The organism is Streptomyces abyssalis (genome assembly GCF_001751365.1).
Lineage (GTDB): Bacteria > Actinomycetota > Actinomycetes > Streptomycetales > Streptomycetaceae > Streptomyces > Streptomyces abyssalis.
The window spans coordinates 1-14,143 of the sequence record NZ_LJGT01000038.1 but is presented as its reverse complement, the minus strand read 5'-3'; the positions used below and the strand labels follow the sequence as shown (position 1 = coordinate 14,143).

At 71.9% G+C, this 14,143-nt stretch carries 13 protein-coding genes; 5 read left to right on the top strand and 8 right to left on the bottom strand.

Annotated elements, in window-relative coordinates; translation table 11 throughout:
• The first annotated feature begins 229 nt into the window (after positions 1-229).
• Complete coding sequence (locus tag AN215_RS07320) at positions 230-1,225, top strand: LuxR C-terminal-related transcriptional regulator (protein WP_070013406.1); 996 nt, start codon at positions 230-232, stop codon at positions 1,223-1,225.
• On the opposite strand, the gene AN215_RS07315 is transcribed toward AN215_RS07320, so the two are convergent.
• The 6 genes from AN215_RS07315 to AN215_RS07290 all read right to left on the bottom strand — a co-directional run bounded on the left by AN215_RS07315 (position 1,217) and on the right by AN215_RS07290 (position 6,497).
• Complete coding sequence (locus tag AN215_RS07315; RefSeq protein ID WP_107374307.1) at positions 1,217-3,298, bottom strand: NACHT domain-containing protein; 2,082 nt, start codon at positions 3,296-3,298, stop codon at positions 1,217-1,219. The genes AN215_RS07320 and AN215_RS07315 overlap by 9 nt on opposite strands.
• On the bottom strand, positions 3,295-4,278 hold the full coding sequence (locus tag AN215_RS07310; protein WP_070013409.1) for an isoprenoid biosynthesis enzyme family protein: 984 nt from the start codon (positions 4,276-4,278) through the stop codon (positions 3,295-3,297). Before AN215_RS07310 ends, AN215_RS07315 begins: the two co-directional genes overlap by 4 nt.
• 62 nt (positions 4,279-4,340) lie before the next feature.
• Positions 4,341-5,108, bottom strand: coding sequence for an SDR family NAD(P)-dependent oxidoreductase (locus AN215_RS07305; RefSeq protein WP_070013410.1), 768 nt, complete (start codon positions 5,106-5,108; stop codon positions 4,341-4,343).
• A 143-nt stretch (positions 5,109-5,251) separates the two neighbouring features.
• The gene (locus AN215_RS07300; RefSeq protein WP_070013411.1) at positions 5,252-5,674 is read right to left on the bottom strand and encodes a type II toxin-antitoxin system VapC family toxin; all 423 of its coding nucleotides are present in this window, start codon (positions 5,672-5,674) and stop codon (positions 5,252-5,254) included.
• Positions 5,671-5,916, bottom strand: coding sequence for a FitA-like ribbon-helix-helix domain-containing protein (locus tag AN215_RS07295; protein ID WP_070013924.1), 246 nt, complete (start codon positions 5,914-5,916; stop codon positions 5,671-5,673). The genes AN215_RS07300 and AN215_RS07295 overlap by 4 nt, the downstream gene beginning before the upstream one ends.
• Positions 5,917-5,999: 83 nt before the next feature.
• The gene (locus AN215_RS07290) at positions 6,000-6,497 is read right to left on the bottom strand and encodes a MarR family winged helix-turn-helix transcriptional regulator (RefSeq protein WP_070013415.1); all 498 of its coding nucleotides are present in this window, start codon (positions 6,495-6,497) and stop codon (positions 6,000-6,002) included.
• 71 nt (positions 6,498-6,568) lie between these two features.
• Between AN215_RS07290 and AN215_RS07285 the strand changes: the two genes are divergently transcribed.
• The 3 genes from AN215_RS07285 to pip all read left to right on the top strand — a co-directional run bounded on the left by AN215_RS07285 (position 6,569) and on the right by pip (position 9,196).
• Positions 6,569-7,573 carry a methyltransferase domain-containing protein gene (locus tag AN215_RS07285; RefSeq protein WP_070013417.1) on the top strand — a complete coding sequence of 335 codons (1,005 nt, stop codon included), beginning with the start codon at positions 6,569-6,571 and terminating at the stop codon, positions 7,571-7,573.
• Between the two features lie 104 nt (positions 7,574-7,677).
• Positions 7,678-8,043, top strand: a complete 366-nt coding sequence (locus tag AN215_RS07280; RefSeq protein WP_070013925.1) for a VOC family protein — start codon at positions 7,678-7,680, stop codon at positions 8,041-8,043.
• Positions 8,044-8,224: 181 nt separating this feature from the next.
• Positions 8,225-9,196 carry a prolyl aminopeptidase gene (pip, locus tag AN215_RS07275; RefSeq protein ID WP_070013419.1) on the top strand — a complete coding sequence of 324 codons (972 nt, stop codon included), beginning with the start codon at positions 8,225-8,227 and terminating at the stop codon, positions 9,194-9,196.
• 78 nt (positions 9,197-9,274) lie between these two features.
• Here pip and AN215_RS07270 read toward each other — a convergent pair whose 3' ends face one another.
• Positions 9,275-9,970 (bottom strand): TetR/AcrR family transcriptional regulator, encoded by a 696-nt coding sequence (locus tag AN215_RS07270; protein ID WP_070013421.1) that lies wholly within the window; start codon positions 9,968-9,970, stop codon positions 9,275-9,277.
• A complete protein-coding gene (locus AN215_RS07265; protein ID WP_070013422.1) occupies positions 9,967-10,974 on the bottom strand; it encodes an acyl-CoA desaturase in 1,008 nt (335 codons plus the stop codon). Before AN215_RS07265 ends, AN215_RS07270 begins: the two co-directional genes overlap by 4 nt.
• Before the next feature lie 394 nt (positions 10,975-11,368).
• Here AN215_RS07265 and ppc point away from each other — a divergent pair, with 394 nt between their 5' ends.
• The gene (gene ppc / locus AN215_RS07260; RefSeq protein WP_107374335.1) at positions 11,369-14,056 is read left to right on the top strand and encodes a phosphoenolpyruvate carboxylase; all 2,688 of its coding nucleotides are present in this window, start codon (positions 11,369-11,371) and stop codon (positions 14,054-14,056) included.
• Positions 14,057-14,143: the final 87 nt, after the last annotated feature.

The following is a 14,143-nucleotide window of genomic DNA, read 5'->3' as shown; positions in this document are numbered from 1 at the left end:
AGTCGTACGCATTGCACCGGTGGGGGCCGGTGCCAGTCAGGGGCGGGGCGGCCGGTCAGGCCACGCCGGGGCCGCGGTGTTGCCGGCGGGCCGGCAAGGGGCGCGGCAGTGTCCTCCCAACGACACGACCTTCGGTGTGGGAGGGGGCCCTGCGGGGCGGGGGACCCCCGGCACGCGCATCTCTTCCCTCCGCCACGGAGGTGACGTACCCGCACTGCCAGGGGGCGCCATGCAACGAATCCGTGTGCTGGTGGTCGACGACCACCGCATCTTCGCTGAGTCCCTGGCCGCTGCACTCGCGGCCGAGCAGGACGTCGAGGTGGCCGCGGCCGGCAGCGCGCAGGCCGCCCTGCGCTGCCTGGAACGGGCCGCCGCCGACGGCCGCCGTTTCGACGTGCTGCTCGTCGACGCGGACCTCTCGGCGCCGGCTCCGGCACCACCCGCACCGGCAACCGCACCGACGGCACCCACCACACCCACCGCACCGGCAGCCGCAGCGGCGCAGGCGACGGCGCCCGGCGCGGGTGCGGCCGCTCAGAGCTCCGTCCCCGCCGCGCCGAACGGCGCCAACTGGGCGCTGCCGGCCTCCGTTCCGCCCGGCGGCGGCCCCAACGGGCCCACGGTGGACCCCACTTCGGGTGCCGGTGCCCCCCTCCGGCTCTCCGGCGGCCAGAGTGCCGCCGCACCGTCCGGCGGCAAGGCGGCACCGTCCGAGGCGGGCTCGAATCCCGGCGGCATTCCGCTCGTCGGCCGGGTGCGCAGCGAACACCCCGCCGTGCGCACCGTGGTGCTCGCCGAGCGTGACGACCCGCGGCAGGCCGCGTCGGCCCTGCAGGCCGGCGCCGGCGGCTGGGTCGCGAAGGACTGCTCGCTCTCACGGCTGCTGCAGGTCATCCGCGGGGTGCTGAAGGACGAGACGCATCTGCCGCCCGCGCTGCTGACCGGCGTACTGAAGGAGCTGACCGCCTCCCGCAAGCACCGCACGGAGAGCGAGCGCCTCGTGGAGTCGCTGACGCCGAGGGAGCGGGAGGTGCTGCGCTGCATGGTCGCCGGGCTGGGCCGCAAGGCGGTCGCGGAACGGCTGTATCTATCGCCCCACACCGTCCGTACGCACATGCAGAACGTGCTCGGCAAACTCGGCGTCCACTCGACGCTCGCCGCGGTCGCGCTGGCCCGCCGCGCGGGGGTCGGCCCCGTCGACCTGGAGCCGAGCGCGTCACGCTGAACGGCCCGCCGGGCGGGCCCGGTCGCGGTCCGGGCAGGTGCCGTCTGCGGAGAGGGCAGAGGAGCCGGCCCGCTCCGGCTCGGCCAGGTGACGCTGAAGCAGCCGGTGACGGAACTCGTAGTAGCCGTTCATCTGCCGCAGCACCCCCCGCTCCCGCGCGTCCTCCACGAACGCCATCAGCCGCCGCGGCGTGTGCCCGCGTACGGCCAGCCAGCCGCGGGTGGCCACGAACCGCCCCCAGGAGCTGGACCCGATCGCCATCAGCCCGAGCCCTGTGGCGCTGAGCAGCGCACCGGCGGCGGCCCCCATCAAGGCCTCGACGGCGGTGGGCAGTTGGTCGATCAGGGTGACGTCGTCGAGCTGCGGAGTGCGCCGCCCGTCCTTGATGGACGCACCGAGGTAGGCCCCGGTGAGTGCCCCGGCCACGGCTCCGGCCAGCCAGGCGTAGAGCACCGCCGAGCGGTCGGAGCGCAGCAGGGTGACCGGGGTGACGGCCTCCACCGGGTCGCTGGGCTCGCTGAAGTAGCGCGCGGCGGCGTACGTGATGCCGCTCAGCACACCACCGATCACGGCGTACTGGGGTTTCTCGTAAAGGAACCAGACGATCACCGCGCACGCGGCGGCGCCCACCGCTCCGAAGCCGAGTACCCGCTGCAGTGCGTGCGAGGACGGCGGCCGTACGGACCGGAGCCGGGGCTTGGCGCGGCGCGGGTCGTCCTGCGGCACCAGTTCCACCACAGGTGCGCCGACCAGCGCGGCGCCCAGCCCGATCCACAGGCCCATGAGCGGCCGTCCGAAGAGGGAGAACAGCGCGATCGCCGCAGCCGAGCAGCCGATCGCCGAACTGCCCAGGGCCACCGCCAGGAACACCCACCGGGGCACGGCCCGGTGCAGCTGCCACCAGGCCAGTCTGCCCGTGGCGGGATCGACGTTCCGGGCGAGGAAGGCCAGATGGCGGCGGGCCTCGTCCGCGTCGACGTCACCGAGCCGGTAGGCGCGGGCGACGAAGGCCCCCAGCAGATGCTGTTTGATCCGCTCCCCGGCTCCCGGCCCGGTGGCCGAGAGCAGCTCTCCGGGCAGCGAACCGCCGCGCGCCACGAGCAGGGAGAGCATGAACGGCGTCTCCAGCGCCTGCGCCAGCGAACCGCCGGGACGCGAGTCCAGGGCCGCGGCCAGCGGCTCCAGGTCCGGCCCGGTGCACGCGGTCTCCAGGACCCCGCGCGCCTCGTCGGCACGCAGCGGCTGCAGCCGTACGACGAACGCCTCGCTCAGCACCGCGCCGGCGTCCAGCCGGTCGAAGTCGGCGGTGCGGCAGGTCAGGATGAGGGACCGGCCCTCCAGTTCGTCCTCGATACGCCGCAGTGCGGCGGCCGGGTCGCAGACCTCGTCCAGACCGTCGAGAACGGGAAGTACGTGGTGCTGGACCAGCTCGCCGGCGATCTCGTGGCTGCGCGTCCGGTCGGCGAGGGCCGGGTAGTCGGTGGTGAGCTCGTCCGTCATCCACTCCGTGAGCGGACGCGCCGGGTCCCAGGAGGAGAGCCGGAAGAGCACAGGAACGGCCGGGCCGGCCGGTTCGGCGAGCTCCAACGTGGTCAGTACGCAGACCGCCGTCTTGCCGGCTCCCGGTTCCCCCGTCACCACCAGCCGGGACAGACTGCCCGCGCGGGCATGCCGGGCGAAGGTCTCCGTCAGCTGATTCAGTACGCCCTCGCCGGGCAGTTCGGCGGCCAGCCGCGAGACCCGCTCCGAACCGGGCCGTCGCCGCCATCGCACCGCCATCCGGCGCTCCGCGAAGAGGCCGCGGTGACGGCTCTCCTCCCGCCAGTCCCTGGCGACCTTCCGCGCCAGCGCCGCCACCGCCTCCTCCGGCGTGGCGGGCGTACGGCGGCCGGCCTGCAGCACGGTCATGGCGATACCGCCGATGGCGACCGCGACGGGGACGAAGGCGGCCCACACGTCCAGCACCTTCAGATCGCCGTTCATGACACCCCGGACGGCCATGCCGACCGTGGCCACCAGAAGTGCGCCCAGGCCCGCCCAGGCCACCCGTCTGAGCGCATCCCGGGTCCTCATGGCCGGCTCCCCGGTCCGGACGGCGGGAGCGCGTCGGCGCCGCGGGAGAGGAAGGCCAGCACGGCGGAGTTACGGGCGGGGCGGCTCGCCAGCCGGCCGAAGACGGGAAGCCTGCGGCCGACCCACGACTTGAGAAGCAGGAAGTAGAGCATCCCGCAGTACGGTCCGGCGAGCCGGCGCCCGTAACACGCCACCAGCCGCGGCCTGATGGCACGCAGCCGCTGCGCGATCTGCGGCAGCGTGCTCACGCCGAGGGTGGCGAGGGTGGTCACGCCGTGGGCCCGGTCGAGGTCGGCGTCCATGTAGTCGTCGAGGGACTGCAGGGCCTCGCCCAGGTCCATGGCGAGCTCCCGCTCGGCGGAGTCCAGGCCGGGATGGACGATGCCGCACAGGATCAGGTTGGCCGCCCTGCCCTTGCCGCTGGTGATCTTCTCCAGCACGTCGACGGGGACGTCCGCTTCGCGCTGGCGTCGGGAGAGGACCTGGTGTTCATGCAGCGAGACGAGCGCCGTGAGCAGGGACTCGTCGGGGGTGTGGCCGAGTCTTCGCTCGATCTCGTACACCAGCCGCCCGAGGAGCAGTTCGGCCTCCGTGCCCGCCGTGAAGGGGCGGTTGCCCAGCAGGTCGGCGAGGCGGGCGTCGGCCGAGGGGTCGCCGCCGCCGTCGATGATGTCGTCGTAGAGCCGGGTGACTCCTCCGGCCAGGACGGCGACGTCCGGCCGGGGCGCGCGCCCGGTCAGGCGGGCGTAGGCGAGCACGGCCAGGCCGAACTTCACGCTCATCGCGCGCAGTGACGTCTCGGCCCGTTCGAGCTCGCGCGGGTCGGTGAGGGTCTCGGTCAGGAAGGGGGCGACGACCCGCTCGTACGCCTCGGTGAGCTCGGGCAGCGAACGGTGTGCCGCCGCAGCGGCCGAAGGTAACCCGGTGGCCAGCCGCAGCGAGCGAAGAAGCGCACCGATCTCCGTGAACCCCTGCGCCATCCGTCCCCCTCGGCCAAGGAACCCGAGAGTGCCACAACGGCGAGCAGGCGGTAAACACCGGGTCAGAGCGAGGTCTTGTACGCGCTCCAGCCGCCGTCCACGACGAGGTTCGTGCCTGTCACGTACGAGGCGTCGTCGGAGAGCAGGAACGCGATGGCGGCGGCGACTTCCTCCGGGTGCCCGTAGCGGCCCGCGACGGTCTGCTCGGCCGTGCGCCGGGCGTCCTCCTCGCTGGTGCCCTCCCAGGCGCCGGTGACGATCGGCCCGGGCAGCACGCTGTTGACGCGGACGCGCGGCCCGTAGTCGACGGCGAGCTGACGGCCCAGTCCTGTCAGGCCGGCCTTCGCCGCCGCGTACGCGGGACGCTCACGGAGGCCCACCAGCGCCTGCACGGACGAGGTCAGCACGACGGACCCTGCGCGGGCGCGCAGATCCTCCAGGCAGGCCCGTAATCCGAGGAAGGCGCCCGTCAGATTCACCCCCAACTGCGCCTGCCAGTCCGAGAGCGACAACTCACCGGCCGGCCCCGGCAGCATCAGTCCGGCGTTGCTCACCAGGCCGTCGACGGGCCCGAATCCGTCGTGCGCGGTGCGTACGGCCCTGGCCCAGGCGGGTTCGTCGGTGACGTCGCCGAGCACGAACGCGGCGCGGGCGCCGGACGCGGTGATCTCGCGGGCGGTGCGGTGCCCGTCGTCCTCGTCGTGGTCGAGGATGACCACGGCGGCGCCCTCATCGGCCAGTCTGTGAGCCGTCGCGGCCCCGATACCCGCGCCACCGCCGGTGACGAGGACGGTGCGTCCAGTGAATCGATCCGAATGACGTCCGCCCATGCACGGATGCTACGGGCTGCACGGCGCGCACCGCAGCGGGGCACTCCGGAGCCGGCCCGACCGGCCCAACAGTTCTTCCCCGCTGGTGAGTTCCCTTTGCCACGGGCTGTCGTTCCACGAACGGCGGCCGGGGCCGGACGAGTTCACGGGGACTGCCAGGGGTCCACCAACTCGACGCCGGTGTCGGTGAAGTCCTTCGCGTTGCGCGTCGCGAGTGTCGCTCCTCGAGCACGACAGACTGCGGCGATCTGGGCATCAGCGACGCCGACGGGCCGTCCGAGCTGTTCGCGGGCCGTGACGATCTGTGCGTAGCGCTCGGCGGCGGTGAAGTCGAAGGGCAGCACACGGCCTTCGAGCACCTGGTTCAGCAGCGTGTTCACGGCGTGGGACAGCGCCGTCCTGCGGTGCCCTGAAGGCAGGCGGCCTACTCCGTGCAGCAGTTCGGCAGCCGTGATCGCCGTCGTCGCAACCTCGGCGGAGGGCAGGGAGTCCAGCCATTCGACGACACCCGGTTCGGGACTCCTGCGTGTGAGCTCGGACAGGACGTCGGTATCGAGGACGATCACTCTTCCAACTCCGCCGGCCGGGGTGAGTCCTCGCGGGCGGGCAGCTCGAGATCATCGGAACCGATGTCCGCGAACAGTGAGTGAATGCGGCTGCCGAGGCCCCCGGCGGGTGGTGCCGGGTACAGCTGGTCGTGGAGTATCGCCCGGACCTCCGCCTCCATCGAGCGTCCGTGTTCCGCGGCTCTTATGCGCAGCCGGGCACGTGTCTCCTCGTCCAGCCCGCGAACTGTCAGTGTCGCCATCGCCACCACCTAGCATCGCAGTCAATGCCAGCAATGCTAGCACTGGGGTCGCCCATGTGCATCTCGGCGGGCGGCCGGAGGCCTCAGCCCGGGATGTTGTCGAACGGCGCCGTCAACTGCCGCAGCAGCGAGGCCAGTTCGGCACGCTGCGCTGAGGAGAGCCCCGCGAGGAGTGCGCGTTCCTGGTCGAGCAGCCCGGCGAGGGCGCTGTCGGCCCTGTCGCGGCCCTCGGCCGTGAGCCGCACCAGCACGCCGCGCCGGTCGCTCGGATCGGGCCGGCGCTCGACGAGGCCCTTCTTGGCGAGTCTGTCGATGCGGTTGGTCATCGTCCCCGAGGTGACGAGCGTCTGGGTGAGGAGCTGTCCGGGTGAGAGCTGATACGGGGTGCCCGCGCGGCGCAGCGCGGTGAGGACGTCGAACTCCCAAGGCTCCAGGTTGTGTTCGGAGAAGGCGATCCGGCGCGCGCGGTCCAGATGCCGCGCGAGTCTGCTGACGCGGCTGAGCACCTCCAGCGGTTCCACGTCGAGGTCCGGGCGCTCGCGGTGCCAGGCTCCCACCAGTCGGTCGACCTCGTCCTCCATGTGATCAGTGTAGTAGTTGTGTCGACGTGAAGTCTCTTGACATCGAGATAATTGGCCTGGAGGTTGCTGTCATGACGTCATCCGTGTGGGATCCGCATCAGTACGAACGTCACTCGGGGCACCGCAAACGCCCGATCGCCGACCTGCTCGCCCGCGTGCCCGCGCTGCCCGAGGAGGAGACCCCGCGCATCGCCGACCTGGGATGCGGACCTGGCGGCCCGTCCCTGATGCTCGCCGAGCGCTGGCCCGCCGCCCACATCACCGGCTACGACAACTCCCCGGCCATGCTCCACGAGGCCCGCGCCCACGCCGGCAGGACGTCCGCGGGCGGCACCCTCGAATTCACCCACGCCGACCTCTCCACCTGGAGCCCCGCGGGCACCGAGCAGTTCGACCTGATCTTCTCCAACGCGGCTCTCCAATGGGTCCTCCCTGGCGGAGCCGACAACAGGGTCCTCCCTGGCGAAGCCGAGGGACGGGTCCTCCCCGGCGGTGATGAACCCCCCGGCGGCGATGTTCCCCCCGCCCACACGGCCCTCTTCCCGGCCTGGGTCGACGCCCTGCCGTCCGGCGGCGTGCTCGCCTTCCAGGTCCCGGGCAACTTCGACGCCCCCAGTCACACCCTGCTGCTGGAGCTGCGCAACTCGCCCCGCTGGCGCGGACGTCTGGGGTCCGCGTCGCGCAACGGCTCCGTGCTCGACCCGGCGGAGTACCTCGCCGCACTGGACTCGCTGGGCTGCGAGACCGACGCCTGGGAGACCACGTACGCGCAGCTGCTGCGCCCCCGCGACCCGTCGGCGGGGGCGGGGGTCCCCCCTGGGGGCACTCCCGCACGAAGCGACGGGGAGAAGCGGGAGGGAGCGCCCCAGGACGGGAATCCCGTCCTGGACTGGGTCAAGGGCACCGCCCTTCGGCCCGTCCTCACACTGCTCGCGGACGACCCCGAGGCGCGGACCGCCTTCCTCGACGACTACGGCCGGCTGCTTCGGCAGGCCTATCCGCCGCTGGGCGGCGATCCCCGGCGGGGGACGGTCTTCCCCTTCCGCCGCGTCTTCGTCGTGGCGGTGAAGCGGTGACGCGCCGCCACGACGAAGACGCAGCGGAGCCGGAACCGGAGCCGCAGCACGGCACCGCACCCGGCACAGCCGGCCCGCCCGGCCAGTACCGCCCGTCCGGCCGGATCAGCTCCCTCGACCATGTTCAGCTCGCCGCCCCGCCGGGCTCGGAGGACGCCCTCCGTACGTACTACGCGGACACCCTCGGCATGACGGAGATCCCCAAGCCGCCGGCGCTCGCCCCGCGCGGCGGCTGCTGGTTCGCGGCGGGCTCCGTCGTACTGCACCTGGGGATCGAGGAGGACTTCCGCCCCGCGAGGAAGGCCCATCCCGGCATCCGCGTACACGGCATCGACGACCTCGCCGCCCGTCTCGCCGAGTCCGGAGCCCCCGTCACCTGGGACGCGGACCTCCCAGGACACCGCCGCTTCTACTCGCAGGACCCGGTCGGCAACCGCCTGGAGTTCCTGGAACCCGAGGTCCGGGAGTGACGTCCGGCGGGGAGCGCCGTCCGGGCGGTGACATCCGGGGTGCGGGAGGCCGGGGGAGGCTCCTGCCGCGTCGGTCATGGCTCAGGCAGGCGTCTGCGAATACCGGTTGCCCGCCCCGTCCCGCCTCCGTAAGGTGCCGCTTCTGCCCAGCCGGAAGGCCCAGCCGGAAGGAACCGCCCGCATGAGCGATCTGTACCCGGAGGCCGAGCCCTACGACCGGGGAATGCTCGACGTCGGCGACGGCAACCGCGTCCACTGGGAGGTGTCCGGCAACCCGGAGGGCAAGCCCGCCCTCGTCGTGCACGGCGGTCCGGGATCGGGCAGCGGCACCTTCGCCCGGCGCCGCTTCGACCCCGGCCGCTACAAGGTCGTCGTCTTCGACCAGCGCGGCTGCGGGCTGAGCACCCCGTCCGCCGCCGATCCGTCCACGGACATGAGCCGGAACACCACCGGCCGTCTGATCGCCGACATGGAACTGCTCCGTGAACACCTGCGCATCCGGCGGTGGTTGCTCTTCGGCGGCTCCTGGGGCTCCACCCTGATCCTCGCCTACGCACAGCAGCACCCGGACCGCGTCTCGGAGATCGTCATCCCCGCCGTGACCACCACCCGCCGGTCCGAGATCGAGTGGCTCTACCAGGGCGCCGGCCGGTTCTTCCCCGAGGAGCGGCACCGTTTCGCCGCCGCCGTGCCCGAGGCCGAACCCGAGGCGGGCCTCCCCGGCGTCCTCGCGGCGTACGCGCGGCGCATGGCGCACCCCGATCCCGCCGTACGGGCGGAGGCGGCGGACGAATGGTGCCGCTGGGAGGACACGGTGCTCTCCATGGAGGCCCAGGACGGCGCCCCCAAGACGTACGGGGACCGGCCGCGCGAAGCCCGGCACGCACTGGTCCGCATCTGCTCGCACTACTTCTCGAACGGTGCCTGGCTGGAGGAGGGAGCGCTCATACGGGACGCGGGGCGCCTGGCCGGCATTCCCGGGGTGCTCATCCACGGGCGCTTCGACATGGGCGGCCCGCTGAACACCGCCTGGGAACTGTCGAGGGCATGGCCCGGTTCACGTCTCCTCGTCGTGGAGGACGCCGGTCATCTCGGCAGCGGCAGGACGAGCGCGGAGATCCGCACCGCCCTCGACGGCTTCGCCGTGCGATGACGCTCCGGGCGGGACCGGGGCCGGGTGGACACGGGCCGGGGCCGGAACCGGGCCGGAGACGAACGGCAGCCCGGCAGGTCAGCTGCGCCGGTGACCTATCAGGCGCGGCTTCGCCTCCAGCCCGTCCAGCCCGTGCCACGCCAGGTTGACCAGATGGGCGGCGACCTCGGCCTTCTTCGGCTTGCGGACGTTCAGCCACCACTGCCCCGTCAGGGCGACCATGCCCACCAGCGCCTGCGCGTACAGGGGCGAGAGCTTCGGATCGAAGCCGCGTGACTTGAACTCACGGCCCAGGATGTCCTCGACCTGAGTGGCGATGTCGCTGATCAGCGACGCGAAGTTGCCCGTCGACTGCGCGACCGGCGAATCGCGGACGAGGATGCGGAAACCGTCCGTGTAGAGGTCGATGTAGTCCAGCAGCGCGAACGCCGCCTGCTCCAGCAGCTCCCGCGGGTGCCCGCCCGTGAGGGCACTGGTCACCATGTCCAGGAGCTGCCGCATCTCACGGTCGATGACGACCGCGTAGAGACCTTCCTTGCCGCCGAAGTGCTCGTAGACGACCGGTTTGGACACGCCCGCCTTCGCGGCGATCTCCTCGACGGACGTGCCCTCGAAGCCCCGTTCGGCGAAGAGGGCACGTCCGATGTCGAGCAGCTGTTCGCGACGCTCCTTGCCGCTCATACGGCGGCGCGCGGCACGCTTCTCCTTCTTGGCGGCCCTGGCCGCCCTTGCGGGCTTCGCGGTGCTGTCATCCGTCGGCACAGGCTCCATCATGCCGCTTGGCGGGGCTGCTCCTTGCGGCGGGAGTCGATACGCGAACGGGCCGGCCAGCGCACGTCGTACGCCCAGCCCGCCAGTTCCATCCAGCGGATGATGCGGGCGCTGGAGTCGAGCTGGCCCCTCTCAACGCCGTGCCGGGCGCTGGTCGGGTCCGCGTGGTGCAGGTTGTGCCACGACTCGCCGCAGGACAGGATCGCCAGCCACCACACGTTGCCCGACTTGTCCCGGGACTTGAAGGGCCGCTTGCCCACCGCGTGGCAGATGGAGTTGATGGACCACGTGACGTGGTGAAGCAGCGCCACACGCACCAGCGAACCCCAGAAGAACGCCGTCAGCGCACCCTGCCAGGACATCGTCGCGAGGCCGCCGACGACGGCGGGCAGCAGCAGCGACACTGTCGTCCACAGCACGAACTGCCGGGAGACGGCCCGGATCGCCGGGTCCTTGATCAGATCGGGTGCGTACTTCTGCTGCGGCGTCTGCTCCTGGTCGAACATCCAGCCGACGTGCGCCCACCACAGCCCCTTCATCAGGGCGGGGACGGTCTCGCCGTAACGCCACGGCGAATGCGGGTCGCCCTCGGCGTCGGAGAACTTGTGGTGCTTGCGGTGGTCGGCGACCCAGCGCACCACCGGGCCCTCGACGGCCAGCGAACCCAGCACCGCGAGGGTGATGCGCAGGGGCCGCTTCGCCTTGAAGGAGCCATGCGTGAAGTAGCGGTGGAAGCCGATCGTGATGCCGTGGCAGCCGATGAAGTACATCGCCGTGAGCAGGCCCAGATCCAGCCAGCTCACCCCCCAGCCCCACATCAGCGGCACGGCCGCCAGAAGTGCGATGAAGGGGACGACGATGAAGGCCAGCAGCGCGATCTGCTCCACCGAGCCGCGCTTCTCACTGCCGAGCGTCGCCAGGGAGGCGGGGGAGTCCGGGGCGGCGGAGGCGGTTTCGTTCCGGGTGTCGGGGGAGCTGTCGAGTACTTCCGGGGGGCTTGTGGTCATAGATGTCCCTTGTCGGAGCGGTAAGGGGGGGTTGAAGTCGGTTGCAGGATCCGGGGCTCCGGGGGCGAATACCCGCCCAGGCCCTACGGAACCGTAACCTACGGCATCGTAAGTATGGCAGCCCTCACCGGCGTAGCAAGTGGGGGCCTGGGGGAGAAGAGTGCGTGCTCACCCATCGGACGGCACACCGGGCGGAAGGCCGCCCCCGCATATCCTGGGGAGCGTCGGACAGCGCGGTCCGTGATCTGCCCGAAGCAAGAAGCTGCAAGGAGCCGCACCTGTGAGCAGTGCCGATGTGAGCCGAACCGAGACCCGCCACCTGCAGGGAAACGGGTCCGGGGCCGGCACCGGACCCGCCGCCGGAACAGCCGCCGAGACCGAGGCGACCAGCGCGCTGCGCGCCGACATCCGCCGCCTCGGCGACCTGCTGGGCGAGACCCTGGTCCGCCAGGAAGGAGCGGAACTGCTCGACCTCGTCGAACGCGTACGGGCACTGACGCGCAGCGACGGCGAGGCAGCGGCGGCGCTGCTGGGCAGGACGGACCTGGAGACCGCCACCAAGCTGGTGCGGGCCTTCTCCACGTACTTCCATCTGGCGAACGTCACCGAGCAGGTGCACCGCGGGCGCGAACTGCGCACCCGCCGCGCCGCCGAAGGCGGCAACCTCTCCCGCACCGCCGACATGCTCAAGGACGCCGACCCCGCACACCTCGCCGCCACCGTGCGGAACCTCGGCGTGCGGCCCGTCTTCACCGCGCACCCCACCGAGGCCGCGCGCCGCTCCGTACTCACCAAGCTCCGCAAGATCGCCGAACTGCTCGAACACACCGACAGCGAAGACCGGCGCCGCACCGACCTGCGCCTCGCCGAGAACGTCGACCTCGTGTGGCAGACCGACGAGCTGCGCGTCGCACGCCCCGAACCGGCCGACGAGGCCCGCAACGCCGTCTATTACCTGGACGAACTGCACCGTGGCGCCGTCGGCGACGTACTCGAGGACCTCGCCGCGGAACTCGCCCGGGCCGGAGCGCCCCTTCCCACCGGCACCAGGCCCCTCACCTTCGGCACCTGGATCGGCGGCGACCGCGACGGCAACCCCAACGTCACCCCCGAAGTGACCTGGGAAGTGCTGCTGCTCCAGCACGAGCACGGCATCACCGACGCCCTCGAACACATCGACGAACTGCGCGGCGCCCTCTCCAACTCCATCCGCAACAGCGGCGCCACCACCGAACTGCTGGACTCCCTCAGCCGCGACCTGGACCGGCTGCCCGAGATCAGCCCCCGCTACAAGCGCCTCAACGCAGAGGAGCCCTACCGCCTCAAGGCCACCTGCGTACGGCAGAAGCTCCTCAACACCCGCGACCGGCTCGCCGCCGGCGCACCCCACGCCGCCGGTCGCGACTACCTCGGCACCGCCGAACTCGTCGAAGACCTGATGCTGCTGCAGACCTCGCTGCGGGCACACCGCGGCGAGCTCGTCGCCGACGGCCGCCTCGAACGCGTACTGCGCACCCTGGCCGCCTTCGGTCTCCAGCTGGCCACCATGGACGTACGGGAGCACGCCGACGCCCACCACCACGCCCTCGGCCAGCTCTTCGACCGCCTCGGCGAGGAGTCCTGGCGCTACATCGACATGCCCCGCGACTACCGGCAGCGCCTCCTCGCCAAGGAGCTGCGCTCCCGCCGCCCCCTCTCGCCGTCGCCCGCGCCGCTGGACGCGGCCGGTGCGAAGACCCTCGGCGTCTTCACCACCGTCCGCAAGGCACTGGAGACCTTCGGGCCGGAAGTCATCGAGTCCTACATCATCTCCATGTGCCAGGGCGCCGACGACGTCTTCGCGGCCGCCGTGCTGGCCCGCGAGGCCGGACTGATCGACCTGCACGCCGGCTGGGCCGACATCGGCATCGTCCCGCTGCTGGAGACCACCGACGAACTGAAGATCGCCGACGAACTCCTCGACGCGATGCTCTCCGACCCCTCCTACCGCAAGCTCGTCTCGCTCCGCGGCGACCTGCAGGAGGTCATGCTCGGCTACTCCGACTCCTCCAAGTTCGGCGGCATCACCACCTCCCAGTGGGAGATCCACCGCGCACAGCGGCGGCTGCGTGACGTCGCACACCGGCACGGCGTACGGCTACGGCTCTTCCACGGCCGCGGCGGCACCGTCGGCCGCGGCGGCGGCCCCACGCACGACGCGATCCTCGCCCAGCCCTGGGGCACCCTCGAGGGCGAGATCAAGGTCACCGAACAGGGCGAAGTCATCTCCGACAAGTACCTCGTGCCGTCGCTGGCCAGGGAGAACCTGGAGCTGACCGTCGCCGCCACCCTGCAGGCGTCCGCGCTGCACACCGCGCCCCGCCAGTCCGACGAGGCGCTGGCACGCTGGGACGCCGCCATGGACACCGTCTCCGACGCCGCACACGGCGCCTACCGCAGGCTCGTCGAAGACCCCGACCTGCCCGCCTACTTCTTCGCCTCCACGCCCGTCGACCAGCTCGCCGAACTCCACCTCGGCTCCCGGCCCTCACGCCGCCCCGACAGCGGCGCCGGACTCGACGGGCTGCGCGCCATCCCCTGGGTGTTCGGCTGGACGCAGTCGCGGCAGATCGTCCCCGGCTGGTACGGCGTCGGCACGGGGCTGAAGGCCGCACGCGAGGCAGGGCTCGACGGGGTGCTCCAAGAGGCCCACGAGCACTGGCACTTCTTCCGGAACTTCCTCGCCAACGTCGAGATGACCCTCGCCAAGACGGACCTGCGCATCGCACAGCACTACGTCGACACCCTCGTGCCCGACGAACTCAGGCACGTCTTCGAGACCATCCGCGCCGAACACGACCTGACCGTACGGGAAGTGCTGAGCATCACCGGAGAAAGCGAACTGCTCGACGCCAGCCCCGTACTCAAGCAGACGTTCGCCATCCGCGACGCCTACCTCGACCCGCTGTCCTACCTTCAGGTGACGCTGCTCCACCGGCAGCGCGCCGCCGCCGAACGCGGCGAGGAACCCGACCAGATGCTCAGCCGCGCACTGCTGCTGACCGTCAACGGCGTCGCCGCCGGGCTGCGCAACACCGGCTGACGCGCCCACGCAGGCGAGGCGCGCAGGCAGGCGAGGCGCGCCCGCACACAGGCGAACAGCGGCGCGGCCGTGGCGGGAAGCCCCGCC

Bases quoted from the DNA above. Each gene is read 5' to 3' on its own strand.
- AN215_RS07320 (WP_070013406.1), top strand. From the start codon at position 230: ATGCAACGAATCCGTGTGCTGGTGGTCGACGACCACCGCATCTTCGCT.
- AN215_RS07315 (WP_107374307.1), bottom strand. From the start codon at position 3,298: ATGAGGACCCGGGATGCGCTCAGACGGGTGGCCTGGGCGGGCCTGGGC.
- AN215_RS07310 (WP_070013409.1), bottom strand. From the start codon at position 4,278: ATGGCGCAGGGGTTCACGGAGATCGGTGCGCTTCTTCGCTCGCTGCGG.
- AN215_RS07305 (WP_070013410.1), bottom strand. From the start codon at position 5,108: ATGGGCGGACGTCATTCGGATCGATTCACTGGACGCACCGTCCTCGTC.
- AN215_RS07295 (WP_070013924.1), bottom strand. From the start codon at position 5,916: ATGGCGACACTGACAGTTCGCGGGCTGGACGAGGAGACACGTGCCCGG.
- AN215_RS07290 (WP_070013415.1), bottom strand. From the start codon at position 6,497: ATGGAGGACGAGGTCGACCGACTGGTGGGAGCCTGGCACCGCGAGCGC.
- AN215_RS07285 (WP_070013417.1), top strand. From the start codon at position 6,569: ATGACGTCATCCGTGTGGGATCCGCATCAGTACGAACGTCACTCGGGG.
- pip (WP_070013419.1), top strand. From the start codon at position 8,225: ATGAGCGATCTGTACCCGGAGGCCGAGCCCTACGACCGGGGAATGCTC.
- AN215_RS07270 (WP_070013421.1), bottom strand. From the start codon at position 9,970: ATGATGGAGCCTGTGCCGACGGATGACAGCACCGCGAAGCCCGCAAGG.
- AN215_RS07265 (WP_070013422.1), bottom strand. From the start codon at position 10,974: ATGACCACAAGCCCCCCGGAAGTACTCGACAGCTCCCCCGACACCCGG.